The 19,825-nt window shown below is 65.9% G+C and carries 22 protein-coding genes and 2 pseudogenes; 13 read left to right on the top strand and 11 right to left on the bottom strand.

What is annotated here, in order from left to right:
- On the top strand, positions 1-206 hold a 206-nt coding region (locus Q1K09_RS04765), incomplete at its 5' end, for a transposase (protein ID WP_300343701.1).
- A 135-nt stretch (positions 207-341) separates the two neighbouring features.
- Here the strand turns inward: Q1K09_RS04765 and cas2 are convergent.
- The 6 genes from cas2 to Q1K09_RS04735 form a co-directional block, all read right to left on the bottom strand.
- Positions 342-662, bottom strand: coding sequence for a CRISPR-associated endonuclease Cas2 (gene cas2 / locus Q1K09_RS04760; protein ID WP_300343700.1), 321 nt, complete (start codon positions 660-662; stop codon positions 342-344).
- Between the two features lie 3 nt (positions 663-665).
- The gene (gene cas1, locus Q1K09_RS04755) at positions 666-1,538 is read right to left on the bottom strand and encodes a type II CRISPR-associated endonuclease Cas1 (RefSeq protein WP_300343698.1); all 873 of its coding nucleotides are present in this window, start codon (positions 1,536-1,538) and stop codon (positions 666-668) included.
- Between the two features lie 4 nt (positions 1,539-1,542).
- The gene (gene cas9, locus Q1K09_RS04750; RefSeq protein WP_300343697.1) at positions 1,543-4,668 is read right to left on the bottom strand and encodes a type II CRISPR RNA-guided endonuclease Cas9; all 3,126 of its coding nucleotides are present in this window, start codon (positions 4,666-4,668) and stop codon (positions 1,543-1,545) included.
- Between the two features lie 449 nt (positions 4,669-5,117).
- Positions 5,118-5,669 carry a hypoxanthine phosphoribosyltransferase gene (hpt, locus tag Q1K09_RS04745; protein ID WP_300343696.1) on the bottom strand — a complete coding sequence of 184 codons (552 nt, stop codon included), beginning with the start codon at positions 5,667-5,669 and terminating at the stop codon, positions 5,118-5,120.
- Positions 5,670-5,690: 21 nt separating this feature from the next.
- Positions 5,691-6,722: a tRNA lysidine(34) synthetase TilS gene (gene tilS / locus Q1K09_RS04740; RefSeq protein ID WP_300343695.1), complete on the bottom strand. Its 1,032-nt coding sequence runs from the start codon at positions 6,720-6,722 to the stop codon at positions 5,691-5,693.
- A 16-nt stretch (positions 6,723-6,738) separates the two neighbouring features.
- Complete coding sequence (locus Q1K09_RS04735; protein ID WP_300343694.1) at positions 6,739-7,887, bottom strand: zinc-dependent metalloprotease; 1,149 nt, start codon at positions 7,885-7,887, stop codon at positions 6,739-6,741.
- A 101-nt stretch (positions 7,888-7,988) separates the two neighbouring features.
- Between Q1K09_RS04735 and Q1K09_RS04730 the strand changes: the two genes are divergently transcribed.
- The 3 genes from Q1K09_RS04730 (at position 7,989) to Q1K09_RS04720 (ending at position 9,273) form a co-directional block, all read left to right on the top strand.
- Positions 7,989-8,777 carry a class I SAM-dependent methyltransferase gene (locus tag Q1K09_RS04730; RefSeq protein WP_300343693.1) on the top strand — a complete coding sequence of 263 codons (789 nt, stop codon included), beginning with the start codon at positions 7,989-7,991 and terminating at the stop codon, positions 8,775-8,777.
- Positions 8,774-8,956: a hypothetical protein gene (locus Q1K09_RS04725; protein WP_300343692.1), complete on the top strand. Its 183-nt coding sequence runs from the start codon at positions 8,774-8,776 to the stop codon at positions 8,954-8,956. The genes Q1K09_RS04730 and Q1K09_RS04725 overlap by 4 nt, the downstream gene beginning before the upstream one ends.
- Positions 8,957-9,078: 122 nt before the next feature.
- Positions 9,079-9,273 carry a hypothetical protein gene (locus Q1K09_RS04720; RefSeq protein ID WP_300343691.1) on the top strand — a complete coding sequence of 65 codons (195 nt, stop codon included), beginning with the start codon at positions 9,079-9,081 and terminating at the stop codon, positions 9,271-9,273.
- A 4-nt stretch (positions 9,274-9,277) separates the two neighbouring features.
- Here Q1K09_RS04720 and Q1K09_RS04715 read toward each other — a convergent pair whose 3' ends face one another.
- The gene (locus Q1K09_RS04715) at positions 9,278-10,285 is read right to left on the bottom strand and encodes a DUF2332 domain-containing protein (protein WP_300343690.1); all 1,008 of its coding nucleotides are present in this window, start codon (positions 10,283-10,285) and stop codon (positions 9,278-9,280) included.
- A gap of 62 nt (positions 10,286-10,347) precedes the next feature.
- On the opposite strand from Q1K09_RS04715, the gene Q1K09_RS04710 reads away from it, so the two are divergent.
- The 7 genes from Q1K09_RS04710 (at position 10,348) to Q1K09_RS04680 (ending at position 16,698) form a co-directional block, all read left to right on the top strand.
- Positions 10,348-10,665 (top strand): hypothetical protein, encoded by a 318-nt coding sequence (locus Q1K09_RS04710; protein WP_300343689.1) that lies wholly within the window; start codon positions 10,348-10,350, stop codon positions 10,663-10,665.
- Between the two features lie 7 nt (positions 10,666-10,672).
- On the top strand, positions 10,673-11,830 hold the full coding sequence (locus Q1K09_RS04705) for a helix-turn-helix domain-containing protein (protein ID WP_300343688.1): 1,158 nt from the start codon (positions 10,673-10,675) through the stop codon (positions 11,828-11,830).
- A 118-nt stretch (positions 11,831-11,948) separates the two neighbouring features.
- The gene (locus tag Q1K09_RS04700; RefSeq protein WP_300343687.1) at positions 11,949-13,361 is read left to right on the top strand and encodes a GntP family permease; all 1,413 of its coding nucleotides are present in this window, start codon (positions 11,949-11,951) and stop codon (positions 13,359-13,361) included.
- 49 nt (positions 13,362-13,410) lie between these two features.
- Positions 13,411-14,193: a 3-hydroxybutyrate dehydrogenase gene (locus Q1K09_RS04695; protein WP_300343686.1), complete on the top strand. Its 783-nt coding sequence runs from the start codon at positions 13,411-13,413 to the stop codon at positions 14,191-14,193.
- Positions 14,194-14,228: 35 nt separating this feature from the next.
- Complete coding sequence (locus Q1K09_RS04690; protein WP_300343684.1) at positions 14,229-15,017, top strand: CoA transferase subunit A; 789 nt, start codon at positions 14,229-14,231, stop codon at positions 15,015-15,017.
- Positions 15,018-15,025: 8 nt separating this feature from the next.
- Positions 15,026-15,682 (top strand): CoA transferase subunit B, encoded by a 657-nt coding sequence (locus Q1K09_RS04685; RefSeq protein ID WP_300343683.1) that lies wholly within the window; start codon positions 15,026-15,028, stop codon positions 15,680-15,682.
- A gap of 41 nt (positions 15,683-15,723) precedes the next feature.
- Complete coding sequence (locus tag Q1K09_RS04680; RefSeq protein WP_300343682.1) at positions 15,724-16,698, top strand: 1,4-dihydroxy-2-naphthoyl-CoA synthase; 975 nt, start codon at positions 15,724-15,726, stop codon at positions 16,696-16,698.
- Between the two features lie 90 nt (positions 16,699-16,788).
- Here Q1K09_RS04680 and Q1K09_RS04675 read toward each other — a convergent pair whose 3' ends face one another.
- Entirely contained in the window at positions 16,789-17,244 is a 456-nt protein-coding gene (locus tag Q1K09_RS04675; RefSeq protein ID WP_300343681.1) for a MarR family winged helix-turn-helix transcriptional regulator, read from the bottom strand.
- Between the two features lie 48 nt (positions 17,245-17,292).
- On the opposite strand from Q1K09_RS04675, the pseudogene Q1K09_RS04670 reads away from it, so the two are divergent.
- Positions 17,293-17,712, top strand: a pseudogene (locus tag Q1K09_RS04670) (NAD(P)H-dependent oxidoreductase); the annotation flags it as partial.
- On the top strand, positions 17,692-18,369 hold the full coding sequence (locus Q1K09_RS04665) for a GNAT family N-acetyltransferase (protein WP_366909004.1): 678 nt from the start codon (positions 17,692-17,694) through the stop codon (positions 18,367-18,369). The pseudogene Q1K09_RS04670 and the gene Q1K09_RS04665, both read left to right, overlap by 21 nt.
- 32 nt (positions 18,370-18,401) lie before the next feature.
- Here Q1K09_RS04665 and Q1K09_RS04660 read toward each other — a convergent pair whose 3' ends face one another.
- From Q1K09_RS04660 to Q1K09_RS04655, 3 genes and pseudogenes are all read right to left on the bottom strand, one after another.
- Entirely contained in the window at positions 18,402-18,794 is a 393-nt protein-coding gene (locus Q1K09_RS04660) for a hypothetical protein (protein WP_300343680.1), read from the bottom strand.
- A gap of 32 nt (positions 18,795-18,826) precedes the next feature.
- Positions 18,827-19,183 (bottom strand): annotated as a pseudogene (locus Q1K09_RS13070) (SRPBCC domain-containing protein); the annotation flags it as partial.
- The gene (locus Q1K09_RS04655) at positions 19,180-19,806 is read right to left on the bottom strand and encodes a winged helix-turn-helix domain-containing protein (protein ID WP_300343679.1); all 627 of its coding nucleotides are present in this window, start codon (positions 19,804-19,806) and stop codon (positions 19,180-19,182) included. The pseudogene Q1K09_RS13070 and the gene Q1K09_RS04655, both read right to left, overlap by 4 nt.
- Positions 19,807-19,825 lie beyond the last annotated feature (19 nt).

Raw genomic sequence — 19,825 nt, 5'->3', positions numbered from 1 at the left:
TGGAGTCCTTCAACAGCAGGATCCGGGACGAGTGCCTGAACATCAACAGCTTCTACTCCCTGCTCCACGCAAAGGTCATCATCAGCGACTGGAAGCATGACTACAATCACCACAGGCGACACTCAGCGCTGGGCTACCAGGCACCGGCGGTCTATGCCGCGAGCTGCCGCCACAGAAGAGAAGATCAATCCCCGCAACTCACATAAGACCTGGACCTAACACCGGGGGCATTCCAGAAAACCATAGAGGCACCCCCCATTCTGCACGTGCTCGCAGGGTCACCAAATCTGCCCTTCGTTCTAAACGCGGAAGGCAAGCGCCACTATTGGCTCCTGTAGCGCCTAGAACAAGAGAAGCTGCTCATCCGGGTCCTCAGCTTTTACAGGCTCTCCCTCTGCTTCGAAGCGCTTCATCGAGGACCAAACAGCATCACTGAAGCGCATGATGCGCACCGCTCCACCCGGACTAATGTTCTCCTCAATGTTTTTCACAATCCGGTGAGACTGACTCGCGTTGGGGAAGTACCTTGCATAGACGCTGAACTGAACGCGCGAACACCCTAGGTCGAGCAGCAGATTCCGGAACTGATTGGCCGCCCTCTGCTGAGCTTTTGTCAGGACAGGCAAGTCAAACATTACGAGTAACCACACAGGATCCGCCATTTCCTACACCTTTGGAACATCCAGATACTCGGCTCCGCCCTCTACATACTGGGCAAAGGCAGAGGTGAATCGGTCAATCTCCGCGTCCGCGCGGAACCCCTCCTCCGAGGAGTCGGGGGGACGTACGGCGTGGATGAGTGCCTTCTTGGTCTGCTGATCCAGCAGCAACTCGCGCGGATCGAACGCAAGGATTGCGCGATCGATAACTGCGCGGAATGGCTCGATCAGATCGTCCGCCAACGCGAAGGGGTTCGACCGCCCCCTGTGGAAAATCCCGATCCCAGCAGTGAGTCCCGCACCCAGTATTGAGGTCAAGACTCGTCCGCGGAGGATCGTGTAGCCATAGTTGTGTGCGGCATTCAGCGCGTCATTCGCGCCGGGTATACGAGTGAAGTTCAGGTGCCCATAGAGACCACTCCAGAAAAGGCGGGCTGCTTGGCCTTCGAGGTTCTCCGGATCCCCGGAGCGCACCTTCCTGGACATCTCGTATAGACGTTTTGCCTCAGCAACGTTGCCCGCCATCTCCAGGGTCTTCCCCTGCGACGCGATCTTGGCTTTGATGACTCGCATCCACGCGTTTTTTCTCCGCGGCTCTGAGAGCGCAGCCTGGGCCTGCATCCGAGCGCCCGTGCGAGTATTGTCTGACCAGGGCATAAGCGCGGAAAGAGGCTGACCGCGCCAGTCACAGAAAAGCACCACCACGTCGTGTTTAGCCGCATGGTGCGGGACACCGGGGGAGATGGCGCACTTAGGTCCGATGAGGGCCGTAGAGAGCGAGTCCAAAGGAACTCGACGGCCTTCTATGCTGAACGCCCCACGTTCAGTCCGAACCTTTCCCTCAAAGTTGAGGAGATCGAGTACCTGCCATGCCGCCATCAGCTCACCCCAACAACTTCATTGCCTCTTCCATAGGGGAGAAGCTGCGGGGAAGGCGCGTCGAGTGCCAACGGGGATTACCGAGGGCTTCCCGTCGGATCACCGAGATTCCGGGGAGGAAGGCGCCAATGCTGGCCCTGCCACCCCTTTCAAGCACGCTTGATGCAGTTGGCGAGAGTCCGTCAGGAGGATTCTCGTTCGACAGAAAGTGCGGCCTAATTACTATGCGCCGGGCGTCAAAGAATCCCGAAAGCACCCATCGTCGATCTGGGTACTCTTCGAGGAACTCTAGGACTCCATCCGAGAGACCCCCGCGATGCTCATGGTGGAGGACAAGCTCATCGCCCGGGCTCATCCATCCAACTTGTACGGCTCGCTTGTCGTCCAGCGCAGTTTGAACTTTGTCAGCAACACTGCGCCTAGACATCGACCATTCGGGGACACGAGCTCTCAATATATCCGTCTTGTGGTCAGGCCATATCTTGGCGATCTCCCCCGCGAAGACTCGGAGCATGCCGAATTCAATGACGCCTTTCGGGTTCTTCCACGCGTATATGCGAGCATGATGGATGCTCCCGAGCTCCGCGTATCCACCACGGACTGGGAGAGAAGGGGCGGAAGAGCCGAAGAGAGGAAGGTGTGTGAGACCGCGATCCTGTAGGTCTCGCACCAGCTCTGGGGGCAACTCCACGGCCTTCTTCGCACCGTCGAGTGCGCCCTTGACCTCCAAATACAATTGCGGATCTACGATCCGCTTAGCGGTCTTTACGTCCCAAGGGTCTGTGACGGACTTGTAAGCAAGCTTCCGCACAGTGTCCTTGTGCACGGGTCCCACATTCCTGCCCAGCCGCAGGGGATTCATCACGGCGATCTCATCCTCGAGGATCGTGTCCCGGACGATCTCGCCCAATCGCTGAACCCTCAGTTTCCAATCTAGGAACGACTCACGTTCTCCATAGAGCCGTTGCCAGTCCTTCTCCCACTCCTGGTCGCCCACCCAGAACGCGGCACTCCTCATGTTGTCCCGAATGGCCAGCACTTGCCCGACCGCGTGGTTCATGAGAGCTATAACTGCGGCGTCCACAGCGTGGTGCCGGAAGTCGCCACGATCTTTGATGTCCTTACCCCGCAGACGAATCATCGAATCGATTCCAGAGGCCTTGCGAGCGGCAGAAATTACAGCCCCTCGGTAGACATCGACGGCCGGCTTCTCGATGCCGAGCTGCTCAGCGGACTCAGACAGGAAGCGTTGAATCCGCTCACGCAAAGCGCGTGCTGCGTAGGCGGTCGACTCCATGCTCCGCTCGTCCAGCGGCTCGTCCTCCTCTTTCTGCCGTAGACGGAGAATAGTCTCACGGGTGACTTTCCGTTCTGTGGCATTGGCTCCACGGCCCAGCCAACCCTTTACTCGATTCACGGCCTCGTCCACACTGACCCCTTCACGGTAAGTCTGAGAAGCCCACACTCGGAACGGCACTTTGCCTTTATCCTGATTGCAGCCTCTGCAGACGGCCACTAGGTTCGCGCGTGTTGAGGCACCACCGCCGGCGCGCGGAACGATATGGTCCAGCTCGCAGGATCTCGCATCAATGGTGCAGCCACAGTAGGCGCACTGGCTGTTTTGCCGCTGAACGTACTCCTGGCGGCGAGCGTCGCGTCGAGTCGGTTCGTGCGGAAGCACACCCCTAAGAGCTTCCTTGGCTTGCTCCCGCTCCCGAAGGATACGCCGCTGTTCACTTCGATAGTCAGAAAGAGCTTGAACCCCCATGAATGCGCTACGCACATGTTCCAGATTGACGCGCTCGGGGAGGCCCCAGTTCTGTACACAGCGCAGGAGGAAACGCCGGATGACTGTGAGATTCTGATCTACCGTGGGGTGCTCGGTGCGTTCGTCTAGCGAGGGCGGCGTTGGCTGCCACGTATCGTCCACTCCGAACTCAGCCTTGCGAGCCGCGTGCAGACCTTCCCGGTGCTTTGCCATCCGCGCATTGAGCCGCCTCAACGACTCGGTCGAGTAGGCGGCTCGGCCGTTTTCAAGCTCGATGCTTGCCAGCTTCTCCAGGGCTGTTTCGTCCCACTCGGTGACGATCGCATCAAGGCCTGTCTGCGCGAATAGCTCCTCCTGGCCGTCAGTGGTATCAATGAGCCAAGAAACGAACGCTCGGATCAGATCCGCATCAGCTTCTTCGAACCACTTCTTGATCGGCTTCTTAGCTTTCGCTGGAAGCTGCTCGATGCCGTATTCGAGTAGGTCGAGAGTCCGGTTGATCGGGGGGTTATTTCCGACAATATCGTCCATGGCGTTCGTCTTCAGAGCCCGCGGGGAAACCCCGAGAGCTTTCGCCACGTCTGCCCAGACCGGAGTATCGGTGGGAAGGTGCTCCTTGTGCCAGGTGAGGAGGAGCTCCGTGGCAGTGTCATGCTCTTTGGCCTCGAGTTGTCTGGTTCTACTTCCTTCTCGGATTCTCAAGTTAGCTACAGCAGTGCGGATCCGGAACTCCTGGAATTCCAGCGAGGCTCGCGGCGCGCGGTAGAACTGCGTCATGCCTGGCAGTTCATCCTTACCGACGTTTTCCTGCGGGACCCACGGCTTTTCCTGGTGAAACACTACTTGGATGAGCTGATCCCGATGCGATTCCGGGAGCTCTTGGATGGCCCAGTACCTCTTAACCTCAGCGAGTTGGTCTTCTTGGAGCACCTTGTGCTCAAAGATTGGCAGGTCTCCTTTGGTCTGGGTGCGGCTATGCTTCGACGTTCGAGGGCGGGTGACGATGGTGGGATGACTGCCCAGTGCTCCCAACTGACCCACAGTGAAGTCGTCTGGCAGTGCGCGTCCAAATCGCTCCCGAGCTGCGTCGACGTTTTTCTTGTGTTGGGTGCTAGGCACAGGTAGAGCTGAGAAAGCGTCCCAGGTCAGCCAAGGATTGCGCCAACCCCTGTGTCGTGCGATGTGCCGCAAAGCAATAGACACGTGAGCTTTGAGCTCCTCGAGGTCGGCGATCTTCTCCTCGGCCAGACGGCTCCGCACCTGCCATGGCTCGTAGGTGGCCGGCTCGTCAGAAACGGGGTAACCCAGCTCCCTCAGCTTGGCGTCAAGCTCCTGTAGACGACGATTGCGGTACTTGCGCATTCGGCGAATGCGGCGGGCCAAACCGGCGGATGCTTTGCGACTCACCGGGCTCTTCTCTGTGCCTGGCAAGATTCCGCCATCGATGCGATGCGTGACCGCAGAAAGGATTTGGATCGGAAACCCGTCGTCGTCAAGCTCAATGGCAGCGAGACCTATGCCTCGCTGTCCAACGTCAATGCCGATTCGGTAGCGGCACTCCCGGTCTTTGGGCTTATCTACTCGGATCATCGCGCCCCCAACGGTCGAACCCTCAAGTTTGGGGGAACGCTACCTGAGAATTAGCTTGGAACGTTAGAGTCCGGCTTGAAGGATTTACACCATGCTACTGAGCCGAGAACCGCTATCAGGCCTGAGGACGTTGTGCGTCCCCACCTCTACGGGTTGGCCTGGCAGCAAGGACGAAGAGCACTCCTAGAAAGTCCGAAAGTCAAAAGCCTGTGGCGGCCAGATTATGAGTACACGTGCGGAGCGAGGATGCCGATGCAGTCGAGGTTGCGGTACTTCTCGGAGAAGTCCAGGCCGTAGCCGACCACGAACTTATTGGGGATGTCCATGCCGACGTACTTCACGTCGATGTCCACCTTGGCGGCCTCCGGCTTGCGCAGCAGAGTGCAGATCTCCAGCGATGCCGGCCCGCGGGACTCCAGATTGGCCTTCAGCCAGCTCAGGGTCAGCCCGGAGTCGATGATGTCTTCGACGATCAGCACGTGCCGGTTCATCAGGTCGGCGTCGAGGTCCTTCAGGATCCGCACCACCCCGGAGGACTTGGTGCCCGAGCCGTAGGAGCTCACCGCCATCCAGTCCATAGTCACGTGGGACTTCAGTGCGCGCGCCAGGTCCGCCATGACCATCACCGCGCCCTTGAGCACTCCGACGATCAGCACGTCCTTGTCCGCGTAGTCCCGGTCGATCTCGGCGGCCAGTTCAGCGATCTTCTGCTGGATCTGCTCCCGGGTGTAGAGAATCTCTTCCAGATCGTCTCTGACGTCCTGTACTTCCATGCGAGCGGCCGTACTCCTTGATCAGTGGTCTGCCGAAGGTGGAACGACCACCAGTTTTCCATATTCGCTGGTTCCGCGCGCACCGCGGTAGAGCCTGACGCCGCCCTCCATCTGCACCGGGCCGGCCGACCGGCTGCCGGTGAGCAGCTTCTCGGCCGCCATCAGCCGCTCGTGGCTGGGGTTCGCCCCGCCTGCCGCGGCCACCGCCAGGGCGATGATCCGCAACCGGATGGCCGGGGGTTCTGCGCGCAGCGGCCGCAGCTTCAGCCGCAGCGCTCCGGCCGGGTCGGGGTCCTCCAGCAGATGGGGGAACAGCTCCTTGGCCTGGGTCTCCAGATAGGCGGCGTCGTCGGCGGCGATCTCTGCGGTGCGTGCCAGCGCGTGGCGGATCCCCGGCGAGAGGTGCTCTTCCAGGTACGGCAGAATCTGGGTGCGCACCCGGGAGCGCAGGTACCGGGGGTCCGCGTTGGCCGGGTCCTCCCACCAGGTGAGCCCGGCGTGCCGGCAGATCGCCTCAGTGTCCTGCCGGGTCAGCTGCAGCAGCGGCCGCCGGTAGGGGCCGCGGGCGGCGGGGATCCCGGCCAGTGAGCGGGTGCCCGAGCCGCGGGCCAGCCCCAGCAGCACCTGTTCGGCCTGATCATCCCGAGTATGCGCCAGCAGCACCCGGGTGGCACCCAGGTCGGCCATGGCAGTGCGGAAGGCCTGGTAGCGGCCGGTGCGGGCAGCGGCCTCCGGCCCCAGAGGCGAATCGGGGTCGACGTCGGCGCTGAGAATCCGCACCGGGTCCAGACCGAGCTCCTTGAGCTGGCTTACTGCCCGGCCGGAGATCTCCACCGAGTCCGGGTGCAGGTGGTGGTCCACGACGACGGCTCCGACCTGCGTGCCGGCGTGGGTGCCGCTGGTTCTGTGATGATGCCAGGAGGCGGCGACGGCGAGCGCCAGCGAATCCGCCCCGCCGGAGCAGGTCACCAGGTTCAGGCCGTCCGGGTCCAGCATCTGCCCGACCGCACGCCGGGCGGTGTGCAGCGCGGCGGGGGCGCGCCCACGGCTCATCGCAGCTCCATGCGCGTCACGACCCCCACCCCATGCGGCGGATCCACGCGTCAGGATCGTGCAGCTCGGCTTCGGTGGGCAGGTGCTCAGGGGACTCCCAGACGGTGTTGAACCGCTCCATGCCGATCTGCTCCACAATGTGCCCCACGAACTTCTGCCCGTCGCGGTACTGCGCGGCCTTCAGGTCCAGCTGCAGCAGCCGGCGCAGGGCACGCTCCAAGGGGCTGCGGTGCTTGCCGCGGTCTTCGAAGCGGCGCCGGATGGTCTTCACGCTCGGCACAATGCTGGAGTCCACTGCGTCCATCACCACATTGGCGTGGCCCTCCAGCAGGCTCATCACTGCGGTGAGATGCGAGAGGATCGCCCGGTCCTCCGGGCTCTGGATGGCTTCCAGCAGGCTGCGTCGTCGGGCCGGGGTGCCGTCGTCGTCGGTGCGCTGATCGGCCCGGATCTCCTCCCGCAGGCTCTTGACGGCCTCCACCAGTCGCTGCGGCAGGGTGTCGGCCTGACCCATGGTGGAGGTGGTCAGGGCGGTGATCCGTTCCCGCAGGTGGTCGGCCAGCCAGTCGGCGGCGGCGAACTGGACTCGGTGGGTCTGCTCGTGCAGGCATACCCAGAGCCGGAAGTCCTCGCGCACTACGTTGAGCTGCCCGGCCACGCTGACCATATTGGGTGCCACCAGCATCAGGCGGCCTGAGGGCGCCTCGGCGGAGGTGTGGAATGGGTCGAACTGCCCCAGCACGTGGGCAGAGAGGAAGGCCAGGAGTCCGCCGAGTTCGGCACCGGCCCCCGCGGAGCCGAACACCTGGGCGGTGGAGCCCTCGCGCGCCAGCTGCGGCTTGTGCTCCACGGCAGTCTTCAGTGCAGGGGCGAGCAGCCCCCGGAAGCTGGCCAGATTGGCCGCCGACCAGCCCGGCCGGTCCACCACCAGCACATCGGAGAGCTCACCACCGAGTCCTTCGGCCGCGTCCAGTCCGGTGATGCGGTGCACGTGTCCCACGGCGTCCTGGGCTGCCTGCCGCACTGCCGCGACCTCCTCGGCGGCCTCGGCCGGGGTGAGCCGCGGGCCCGGGGGTGTCAGGCGCGCTGCCGCCGCCTGGGCAACCTCCCAGTTGATGAGCAGTTCGGCGGCCCGATCCTCGGTCAGCGCGGCAGCAGATGTCATGCCTCCATCACACCACAGCAGCCTGGCAGCGGGGAGACCCGCGGCACTGCAGGCAGCTGAGAACCGGGGCTGTTCAGCGGTGCCGCCTAGACTCTTCCACCATGGAGAAGCTGGCTGGCCGGTGGACCGAGGACCCGGAGTTCGTGAAGCTCTACGACGTGGAGAACCAAGGGCTGTGGGATGTGGACTTCTACCGGGATCTGGTGCTGGAACTGGGGGCACGGCGCGTGCTCGACGTCGGCTGCGGGACCGGGGTCTTCGCTGCCGAGCTGGCTCGCCGCGGTGTGGAGGTCACCGGAGTGGATCCCGCCGCAGCCATGATCGAGACGGCCCGCCGCAGGGTGGAGCAGGCGGGGCTCGGCGACCGCGTGACGCTGATCCGCGGCACCGCAGCTGATGTGCCCCCGGCCCGCTTCGACGCGGCCGTCATGATGGGGCATGTGGCGCAGTACTTCCTGACCCGCGCTGAGTGGGACCAGGCGCTTACTCAGACCTTCGCTGCGCTGACCCCGGGCGGCCACCTAGCCTTCGAGTCCCGCAATCCCGACGGCATGGACGCCGATGCCTGGGACGAGCAGTCCACGCGGGCCACCCAGCCCCATCCCGACGGCGGCGAGTTCACCTCCTGGCTGGAGGTGGTGGGCATGGAGCACGACGACGCCGACGGGCCGCTGATCACCGCCCGCGGGCACAATATCTTCCCCGACGGGCGGCATGTCACCGCCGATGAGCCGCTGCGCTACCGGCCGCTGCCGGTGCTGCGCGACTCCCTGGAGCAGGCCGGCTTCGAGGTGCTCGACGTCTGGGGTGATTGGGACCAGTCCCCGGTGGAGTCCCAGTCCCCAGAGCTGATCGTGCTGGCGCAGAAGCCTGATCGGAGGTCAGCATGACGCCCCGCCGGAACGAACGCGAGCCGCAGCGCCAGTCGCTCTCCGATTCGGTCGCCGAGCCTGCCCCCAAACCGCCCTTGGGGCGGCCGCATGACGCGTGGGCCACCGTGTGCCTCACCGTCTCCGTCGCGGCGCTGTTTCTGTTCTTCGGCAGGATGGCCAGCCAGCTGGACTGGTGACTGGTGCCGGTGCGGTCCTGTCGCTGGGAGCGGTGCTCATCTCCATGCAGTAATTCATCCGCGCCTACGGGTTCCGGTCCAAGGGGTGGCAGCAGAGCGCCCCCATCGGCGCCTATCTGGGCATGTTCTTTGCGGTGTTCTTCGTCTTCCACTTCATCACCCCGGCCCTCTACGCGCAGTACGCCTCTCAGAGCCTGCTGGGGCTGGTGGTCAGCTGCCTGGCGCTGGCGACCCTGATCGTGGGCACGCTGCGCTGGGCCCTGGGCAAGGCCCCACAGCCCGGGCGCGGGCCCGACGGCCCCGAAGACGACAGCTGAGCGATCAGCCAAAGCCGTGCAGATACTGCCCGTGAGGGCCGGTGCGGGCGATCGGCTCACCGTCCAGGGACAGAATGAAGCCCGAGCGCTCCGGGTCCTCACCGGGCAGCTTGGCGGCGATCTCATCGAGGATCCGCAGACCCTCATTGCTGACCCAGCGCACCCCGGCGCGGCGGACCGTCTGGAGAAACTGCGCACGCTCGGCGGGCTGCAGATAGACCAGCACCGCTGAGTGGAGCACCACCGGCACTGCGCCGGCCGGCACCTCCTCCAAGGCCTGGGGCAGCTTCTCATTGAGGTCCCCGGCATACAGCCTGGGCGGGTCGGCCTGAACCAGCTGAGCACCGGCGTTGATCCTCTCCAACCGGTACTCCATCCCCGGCCACACCAGGGCCTCCAACCAGCTGCGGTCTGCCGGGTCCTGCAGGTCCAACGGGTTCAGGTCGATGCCGGCCCGCCACGCCACCTCCGGCAGTCTGCGCGGAGGCGCGACCCCGCTGACCTGGCAGCTCAGCTCAGCGCCCGAGCGCAGCTGACCTGCAGGGCTGAGCAGCAGCTCGCCGTCGTCGTGCTGGTAGCGCACCGGCCAGGCATCCGGGTACAGGCACAGGCCTGCGGCGGCTCCCACCTCAATGAGCGCCAGGGGTCTGCCGGTCTCCTCCGCAATCCGGCTCAGGGCCAGGTTCAGCACCGCGATCCGGCCGGCCTCATTGGTCTGGGTGCGCCGGGCCAGGGCAGTTCGGCTGATCTGACTCCAGCGGTCTATCACCGCCTGACGGGCCTGGGCCCAATCGGTCAGGGGAACATCGTGGATCCGGGCCGCGGCGAAGACCAGGTTCGCCTGCCGCTTGGCCTGCGGCAGCTGCATGATCAGCTCCAGCGCCTCGGCGTCCTCGGCCGCAGCGGCGGCCCATTCGGCGTAGCGGGCTGAGACCGGCGCGGCCTCCACCTCGGCGAAGTGCCGGTAGTAGCGGCGCAGCCCATCCATGGTTGCGGTGTCGATCTCCTGCACAGGCCTCAGAGTACGCAGGCTGGGGTGCTGACCGCCAGGGCCCGGATTGCTAGTGTGGGCCTATGCCCTGGATCGCCTGGATCGCCATTGTGGGGATCATCGTCTTCGGGATCACCCAAATCGTGAGTATGGCCACCGGCCGGCCGCTCCCCGGCGGGTCCCGCAGTGATGAGATCAAGCACCTTGAGCGTCGCATCAAGGAGCTGGAGCGCGCCGCAGAGGCGGGCCAGATCGAGGGCCGGGTCCCCACCAAGGCGGAGGAGAACCTGGCTGCAGAGGACCGCTGGCGCCTGGACATGCTGGAGGCGCGGCTGGAGGAGCTGGAGCGCCGCGGCGGCGATGGAGCCGACGACGACGGCCCTGAGACGTCGCAGAGCTGAGCGGGAGATGGGTTCTGACCCTTGGGAGGGGCTGCTGGAGCAGCTGGAGAATGACGCCTCCATCTCTCAGCAGACCATTGCCGAGCTGCGCGCGACCGTGCCCGGCTACGACACTGTCCCCACCGAAGCTCTTCAGGCCTCCGTGGAGCGCAATATTGCGCTGAGCATCCGCACCATCCGCGCAGGCGAAGAGCCCTCGCACGAAGATGTGGCAGAAGCCGATGCGCTGGCTTCGGAGCGCTACGCCCAGGGGGTCCCAGTCGGCAGCGTGCTGGCCGGTTTCCGGGTGTGCATGTCCGTGATCCTGCACCGGCTGCTGGAGCACGCGCCGCACCACGGGCTTGCTGCCGAACAGGTGCTGGCCTGCTCCACCCTGCTGTGGTCGCTGGGGGATGCGTTCTCCACCCGCGCAGTGCAGGTCTATCAGGACAAAGAGGTCTCCCGGGCGCTGGCCGACTCCACCCGGCGGGCGGCGTGGATCAGCGATGCGGTGGCCACATGGATGGATCCGGCGGAGCTGGCCCGCGGGGCCGCGCTCTACGATGTGCCCACCGCTGCGCCGGTGCGCGCCCTGGTGGCTCAGGCTCAGCCGGGGGCGGACCTGGAGCGGCAGCGCATGCTGCACGACTGGGCCGAGCGGGCCGGGGTGCGGGTGCTCACCGCGGTGCGTGACAGCTCCCTGGTGGGGATCCTGATCGGTGAGCCCGCCGCCGGCGTACAGCCCGATCCGCTGACGGTGGGGGTGGGCAGGGCTTGCCTGCTGGAGCAGCTCCCGCAGTCCTTCGAGTCGGCGTCCACCGCACTGCGTGCCTCCCGGGCAGTGGGAGCCTCCGGCCTGGTGGATCTCCATCGGCTCTCCTGGCGGGCTGGGGTGCACGCCTGTCCAGAGGTCACCGAGACGCTGAGGCAGCGCTACCTGGCTCCGGTGGAGGAGGCCGGCGCCTTCGGTGAGCATGTGCTGCAGGCGGTGGAGGCCTATCTGCAGCATCGGCTGAGCATCCCGCTGGCTGCCCGCAGCATCCCAGTGCATGTCAATACGCTGCGCTACCGGCTTCAGCGCTTCAGCGAGATCGTCGGGGCCGACCTGGGCGATATGGATGCACTGGTGGAGATCTCCTGGGCTCTGGCCGCTCGGCGCGGCCCCTCCCCCAGCACCCCTTCGTAGCTGGCTACGAAATGGCGCGGCGACCCTTGGCGGAATGCATGTAGCGCGTGTCACATCTGCAGGCGCATGCTGGCAGGCGACGAAAACCCTTCCCCGCGCCTATTTTCGAGGAGCTCATATGGTTCTGGGCATCATCGGCATAGTGGTCTCACTGCTGCTGCTGATCACACTTGCCTACCGCGGCGTCCCGGTCATCCTGGCCGCCCCGGTCTCCGCCGTAGTCTGTGTGGTGTTCTCCGGAGCACCGATCCTGGCCTCCTATACCGAGGTGTTCATGCCGGCGATGGCTGACTTCGTCGGCAGCTGGTTCCCGGTGTTCCTGGTCGGCGCGATCTTCGGAATCCTGATGACCGTCACCGGCTATGCGGAGTCCATTGCCCGCACCGTCACCGGCTGGATCGGCAGCCGCAGCGCCATCGCCGCCACGGTGATCACCTCGGCGCTGATGACCTACGGCGGCATCAGCCTGTTCGTCGTCGCCTTTGTCATGTACCCGCTGGCGCGCGAGCTGTTCCGGGTCGCGGACATTCCCCGTCGGCTGATTCCCGGAACCATCGCGCTGGGCATCTTCACCTTCACCATGACCGCGCTGCCGGGCTCCCCACAGGTGCAGAACATCATTCCTGGCCAGTTCTTCGACACCGGGTCCTACGCCGGCCCCGGGGTGGGCGTGCTCGGCGGGGCGCTGATCTTCGGACTGGGCCTGCTGTGGCTGGAACGTCGTCGTTCCAGCCTGCTCAGCAAGGGTGAGAGCTTCGCCAGTGCAGAGAGCGAGAAGGTGGTCGGCGGCCCGGCCGACGACGGCTCCACTGTCACCACGGCCCTGACGCCGCTGAACCGGGTTGTTCCCTTCCTCCCACTGCTGACTGTCTTCGCGGTGAACTTTGCCTGCACCCTGCTCGTCTTCCCAGCCCTGGACTGGTCCTACCTCGAAGAGGAGACCTTCGGCGGCATCGCCTACGAATCCCGCGCCGGGCTGTGGGCGGTGCTGGTGGCCATCACTGCGGCGATCGCACTGATCGTGGCCCTCAACGTCGGCCGCTGGGAGACCCTGAAGGTCGGGTTCGGCGACGGTGTGAAGCGCTCGATGCTGCCGATCTTCAGCACCGCCTCAGAGGTCGGCTACGGCGCAGTGGTCGCCTCAGTGGCGGCCTTCGCCGTGGTGCGCGACTCGGTGTTCAACATGGGCGCCAACGCGCTGGTCACCTCAGTGGTCACCACCTCCATCACCGCCGGTCTGACCGGCTCCTCCTCCGGAGGTATGACGATCGCGCTCAACGCCCTGGGCGCGGACCTGCGCAGCATGGCCGAGGCAGACGGCACCAGCCTGGAGATGATGCACCGGCTGACCGCAATGGCCGCCGGCGGTCTGGACACCCTGCCGCACTCCGGAGCCGTGGTCACTCTGCTGATCGTCTGCGGGCTGACCCATCGCCAGTCCTATAAGGACATCGGTATGGTGACTCTCGTGATCCCTGTGCTGGTCGTCACAGCCCTGATCGGCCTGGTCTCGGTGGTCGGACCGTTCTGATCCGCCGCAGACCACCTGTTCTGACCGCACCGCCGCACCAAGGAGACCCATGGACACTCAGACCGCCCGCAACTCACCCGTTCCCGCCGGCGCGCTGCAGGGCCGCCGCGCCCTGGTCACCGGAGGCGCCTCCGGCATCGGAGCCGCCTGCGCCCGGGCCTTCGCGCAGGCTGGAGCCGAGGTGACCGTCTGCGACCTGAACGCGGAAGCTGCCCAGGCACTGGCCGCCGAGATCGGCGGCACCGCATGGGCTGTGGACCTCGCGGACACCGCCGCGCTGGAGGACCTGAGGCTGGACACTGACATCCTGGTCAACAACGCCGGAGTGCAGCGGGTGGCCCCGATCCACGAATTCGACCCCGAGGCCTGGCGGCTGATCCACCGGCTGATGGTGGAGTCCCCCTTCCTGCTGATCCGGGCCGCGCTGCCGGGCATGTATGAGCGCGGGTTCGGCCGGATCCTCAATATCTCCTCGGTCCACGGGCTGCGGGCCAGCGCGTACAAGTCCGCCTATGTGGCGGCCAAACATGCTCTGGAGGGACTCTCCAAAGTCACCGCCCTGGAGGGGGCCGAGCACGGGGTGACCTCCACCTGCATCAACCCCGCCTATGTGCGCACCCCGCTGGTGGAGAAGCAGATCGCCGACCAGGCCCGGATCCACGGCATCGGGGAGGACGAGGTGGTGGAGCAGATCATGCTCACCGAGGCGGCGGTGAAGCGCCTGGTGGAGCCGGAGGAGGTCGCTTCCCTGGCGCTGTGGCTGGCCTCCGACGCCGCAGGGATGGTCACCGGAGGCTCCTACACCGTCGACGGCGGCTGGAGCGCACGCTGAGTCAGGACCACAACATCAGTGCATCAGGAGGACGCATGAGTATCGACAAAACAGTAGCCACCGCCGCCGATGCGGTGGCCGACATTCCCGACGGCGCAACGCTTGCAGTCGGCGGCTTCGGGCTCTCCGGCAATCCGATCCAACTGATCGAGGCCTTGCTGGAGCAGGGGGCCACGGACCTCAGCGTGGTCTCCAACAACTGCGGGGTCGACGACTGGGGCCTGGGCGTGCTGCTGGCTGCCCGCCGCATCCGAAAGATGACCTCCTCCTATGTGGGGGAGAACAAAGAATTCGCCCGCCAGTATCTGGAAGGCGAGCTGGAGCTCGAGCTGCTCCCCCAGGGCACCCTGGCGGAGAAGCTGCGCGCCGGCGGCGCCGGTATCGCCGCTTTCTACACGCGCAGCGGTGTGGGCACCCAGGTGGCCGAGGGCGGCATCCCAGTGCGCTATGACAGCTCCGGGGCGGTGGCGGAGGCCTCCCCGCCCAAGGAGGTCCGGCCCTTCCGGGTCCATGACGGCCGGCTGCTGGAGTTCGTGCTCGAGGAGTCCATCGTCACCGACTTCTCCCTGGTGCACGCCCTGCGAGGAGACCGGCACGGGAACCTGGTGTTCAACAAGTCCGCCCGCCAGTTCAGCCCGCCGGCGGCTATGGCAGGCCGGGTCTGCATCGCCCAGGTGGAGGAACTGGTGGAGCCTGGGGAGATCGACCCGGACCAGGTCCACCTCCCCGGGATCTACGTCCACCGGGTGCTGGAGGTCGGCACCGAGATCGACAAGCCCATCGAGAAGCGCACCGTCCGCACTGCTGACGGCGACCGGAAGTGAGGAGAGGGATGTCCACCACCACCGAGACGGGCTGGACCCGCGACCAGATGGCCGCCCGAGCTGCCGATGAGCTGCCAGACGGCGCCTACGTGAACCTCGGCATCGGGATGCCCACGCTGATCCCGAACCACATCCCTGCCGGCCGTACTGTGGTGCTCCAGTCGGAGAACGGGATCCTCGGAGTGGGCCCCTACCCCACCGAGGAGCAGATCGACCCTGATCTGATCAACGCCGGCAAGGAGACCGTCACCGTGCTACCCGGCGCCTCCTTCTTCGACTCGGCCACCAGCTTCGGGATGATCCGCGGCGGAAAGATCGATGTGGCGGTGCTGGGGGCCATGCAGGTCTCCGCCGGCGGCGACCTGGCCAACTGGATGGTTCCGGGCAAGATGGTCAAAGGCATGGGCGGAGCGATGGACCTGGTCCACGGCGCCGAGAAGGTCATCGCACTGATGGATCACGTGGCCAAGGACGGCTCGCACAAGATCCTGCCCCAGTGCACCCTGCCGCTGACCGGCAAAGCCGTGGTCAACCGGATCATCACCGACCTGGCCGTCATCGATGTGGTCGGCAGCGACGCCGAGCCGCGGCTTCAGCTGGTGGAGACCGCGCCGGGTGTCAGCCGCGACTACGTCCAGGAGCGCACCGGAGTGGAGCTGCACTGAGCCGGCAGCGCGGCGGCCCGGCCCGGGTAGACTCTCTCGGCGTGACCGGAACACAGAGCTCCCAGCCCGGACCGGGCCTGCCCGCCCAGGTCTCCGACGTCTTCGACCCCCACCAGTGGCGCGAGGTGGAGGGTTTCGACTTCACCGATATCACCTATCACCGCCGGGTGCAGCGCGACGACGACGGCGCCGTGATCGGCGACCTGCCGGCGGTGCGGATCGCGTTCGACCGGCCGGAGGTGCGCAACGCCTTCCGGCCCCATACCGTCGATGAGCTCTACCGAGCGCTGGACCACGCGCGGATGACCCCCGACGTCGGCGCGGTGCTGCTCACCGGCAACGGACCCTCGCCGAAGGACGGGGGCCATTCCTTCTGCTCCGGGGGTGACCAGCGCATCCGCGGCCGGGACGGCTACCGGTACGCCTCCGGCGACACCGCTGAGACAGTGGATCCGGCCAAGGCCGGGCGGCTGCACATCCTGGAGGTCCAGCGGCTGATCCGCACCATGCCGAAGGTCGTCATCGCCGTGGTCAACGGCTGGGCCGCCGGCGGCGGACATTCGCTGCACGTGGTGGCGGATCTGACCATCGCCTCCAAGCAGCACGGGAAGTTCAAGCAGACCGATGCCACGGTGGGCTCCTTCGACGCCGGCTACGGCTCAGCGCTGCTGGCCCGGCAGATCGGCCAGAAGAAGGCCCGGGAGATCTTCTTCCTGGCGCGCGAGCATTCGGCGGAGGACATGGTCGCTGCCGGCGCGGTGAACGAGGCCGTTGATCATGAGCGCCTGGAGGAGGTGGCCCTGGAGTACGCCTCAGACATTGCGCGGCAGTCCCCCCAGGCGATCCGGATGCTGAAGTTCGCGTTCAACGCCGCCGATGACGGCCTGGCCGGCCAGCAGGTCTTCGCGGGAGAGGCCACGCGCATGGGCTACATGACCGATGAGGCGGTGGAGGGCCGCGACGCCTTCCTGCAGAAGCGGGAACCCAACTGGTCCGACTTCCCTTACTACTACTAGATGCGCGGCCGCAGCTCGGCTTACTTGCCTCAGTGTTACTACCACGAATGGGAGTAAGCACGTGGCTGCCTCTCCGGAGCCCAGGGCGCGCTACGGGCAGATCTTCTCGGCAATGCGTTCCAAAGCGCGGAGATCCTGGCCGGAGAGACGGTCGATCACATGCCGGCGGACCGACTCAAGGTGCCAGGGGGCTGCTTCTTCCAGTGCGGCCCGCCCCTGATCCGTGAGGACCAAGAAGCAGCTGCGCCCGTCATCGGGGTCCGACTCTCGTCGCACCAGGCCCCGGGCCTCCATTCGGCTGGTATGCCGGGAGAGACGGCTGCGGGACCACCCCATCTTCTCCGCCTGCTCACGCACCGTGCTGGTGGACTCCGGACGCTCGGACAGCGTGCTCAGCACCTCATAGTCGGCGTCCGAGAGGCCGATCGAGGCTAAGTCCGAGGCCGTGGCGGCCTGGATGTGGATCATCATGCGCCGCAGGGCACGCCATGCCCGCTCCTCCTCGGCGCTGAGCCACTGCGGCTCTCCATCGTGATTCATTGACATGGCAACAATCTATCGTCTAGTTTCATTTACATGTGAACGAAGCTCCTTGTCATCACCTCCAGCACTCGCCCCGGAGCTCTCGGCCCTGCTGTGGCCGAATGGTTCACCGACACTGTGACTCCCCAGGCAGCTGACCTGGGTGCCGACCTGGTCCCGGTCTCCTTGGCCGAGCTGGGCCTGCCGTTTCTCGATGAGCCTGAGCCGCCGGCCAAGGGGATCTACCGGCAGGAACACACTCGGCGGTGGAGCGACCTGGTCAGATCAGCCTCCGGGTTCGTGATCGTGACGCCCGAGTACAACTACGGCATGCCCGCCACATTGAAGAATGCCCTGGACTTCTTGGGCCGGGAGTGGGCGTGGAAGCCGGTGGGCTTCGTCAGCTGCGGCAACACCTCAGCGGGGACCCGTGCCGTCCAGCACGCCAAGCAGGTGGTGACCACCCTGCGGATGGTGCCGATCGGGGCGACCGTGGCGCTGCGGCTGGGTGAGGTCGCAACCGGGGACGCCGTGACCCCCTCAGCCTCCCACGGCGCAGCCGCCGCGTCCGTGCTGGAGGAGTTGGTCCGCGCCGCCCATGCGTTGCGTCCGATGCGCGAACGCAGCGCACCCGGGGCCATCGCCGGGCCGGTTCCGGGAAGCTATCTCCGTCGGCTGACAGCAGGGGATGCCGCGGAGGTCACTGTCCTGCAGCGCTGCTGCTGGGTGGAGGAGGCCCGCGCGAACCAGACCCTGGATCTGGCTGCGCTTGACGAGTCGCCTCACCAGGTGCGCGAATGGCTGCAGGCGTGGACCGCATGGGGTCTGTGGCGGGACGGCCGTCTGCTGGGGATGGTGCGCACGCTCAAAGATGGGGAGGACTGGCACATCGGGCGCCTGGCCGTAGTCCCGGATATGCGGGCCCGGGGCATCGGGGCCAGTCTGCTGAGCCATGCGGAGGCGTGCGCAGAGGCGGGAACGGCGCGCAGCGTGCTGACCACCGGCAGCGGCAGTGAGCACAATCTTCGGCTCTACCAGCGACAGGGCTACCACCGGCTGCCCGATGGTCGCCACCCGGGAACAGTCCGACTCACCAAACCGCTCGGCTCACCGGCCAGCCACCGCATAGCCGGAGCGGCGATGAGCTGAGTTCATCTGACTGCAGCTCGCGTAACTGCGGCTCACGGGTGCAGGCGCTTCACCCGCTCCCGCCAGAGGGGCTCTTCCCGGTCGCGCACAGAGGGCCCTTCTTCGCCGTAGAGCGAGCCCTGGATGATGATCCCGGCCGAGGTGCCGTACCCCGAGCTCGCGATGCCGAAGATGCCTGAGGTCGGCTCTGAAGTGCGGATGGCCACCACGTCGTCGTGCAGGTATTCGACGATGCCGCACAGCCGCGGAGTGTCAGAACCCGTCTGCACCTCATCGCCGACCTTCGCCCCGGACAGCACCAGGGCGTCCAGCGCGTCCGGAGCCTGCCCAGCCCGGGAATCTCGTGCTGGATGAGCAGCGTGGTGGTGGGCAGGCCGGCAAAGTGCCTCAGGCAGATCTGCAGGTTCCTCAGGGCTGGCACCCAACCGTACAGGGTACCGTCGATCATGTCCTTCCACTCCTCGCCGCGGTCGAGGAAGCCGGAGGAGAGCCGGACCCGGCAGGTGCTGCCGGAGGTGGCCTCCACCAGCATCTCTGTATTCCAGGCCGGCACATCGTCGCGCTCCTCGTAGACCAGCCGGCGGGGCGGCTCCCATGCGGTGATGACGCCTTCGGAGTCGCCGTAGTCGCCGTGGTGGGTGATGATCGCACCACCTTCATGCTCCTCCACCTGGGCCGGAACGAACCACGCCTCGATGCCGGGCCCGGTGGCTATGACCTGCCACACCTCCTCGGCAGTGCCGGGTACCTCGGTCTCCAGAACGGCCCGGTATCGGCCGTCACCGCTGTCGATCCAGTGGTTGATCTCACTCATGCTGCACCCTCCTTGGGGGATTCTGCGGCTCCGGGGGTCTCGGGATGGGGATAGACGCCGACGATCAGCCGGTGACGGCGAGCGCCGGGGGCGGCATCGTCATGGTGCCTGGCCACAACCTCACCCACTGCCTGGGCCAGGTCGCGGGCGAAATCAGCTCGTGCGGCGGGGCTGGCGAAGCAGATGTCAGCGTCCAGTGCGAAGGTCTGCACCGGCCGGCCGGTGCTCCGCGACCGGGCCAGGAGCCTGCCTATGTGCCGCACAGCCTCGACGGCAAGCGAGAGCAGGAACGAGGCCGAGAGCCGGTCGGCCCGCTCGTCGGGCTCCGGCACAGCGGCCGGCCCCATGGTCTCCGGGGAGATCACATAGGCCCGGGCCGTCGCTTTCATCACCCGCTCGGTGATCCCGCCCCAGTGCCGCGCCTCGTCCGGGGTCACCAGTCCTTGGGCTTCCAGCTTCTTGAGGTGATAGTTGACCTTCTGCCGCGGCAGACCCGCCGCACGGGCCAGTTCGCTGGCCGACCTCGGCTCCTGCAGAAGCGACAGCAGGTGCGAACGCACCGGATTGAGGGCCACGATCGCTGCGCCGGGGGTGCTGATGACGTCCACTGATTCACCGCTCACACCTACACCATCACCTTGA

This window comes from Nesterenkonia sp., assembly GCF_029265375.1.
GTDB lineage: Bacteria > Actinomycetota > Actinomycetes > Actinomycetales > Micrococcaceae > Nesterenkonia.
Note: the sequence above shows the minus strand (reverse complement) of the source record. Positions and strands in the feature narration are given on the sequence as shown.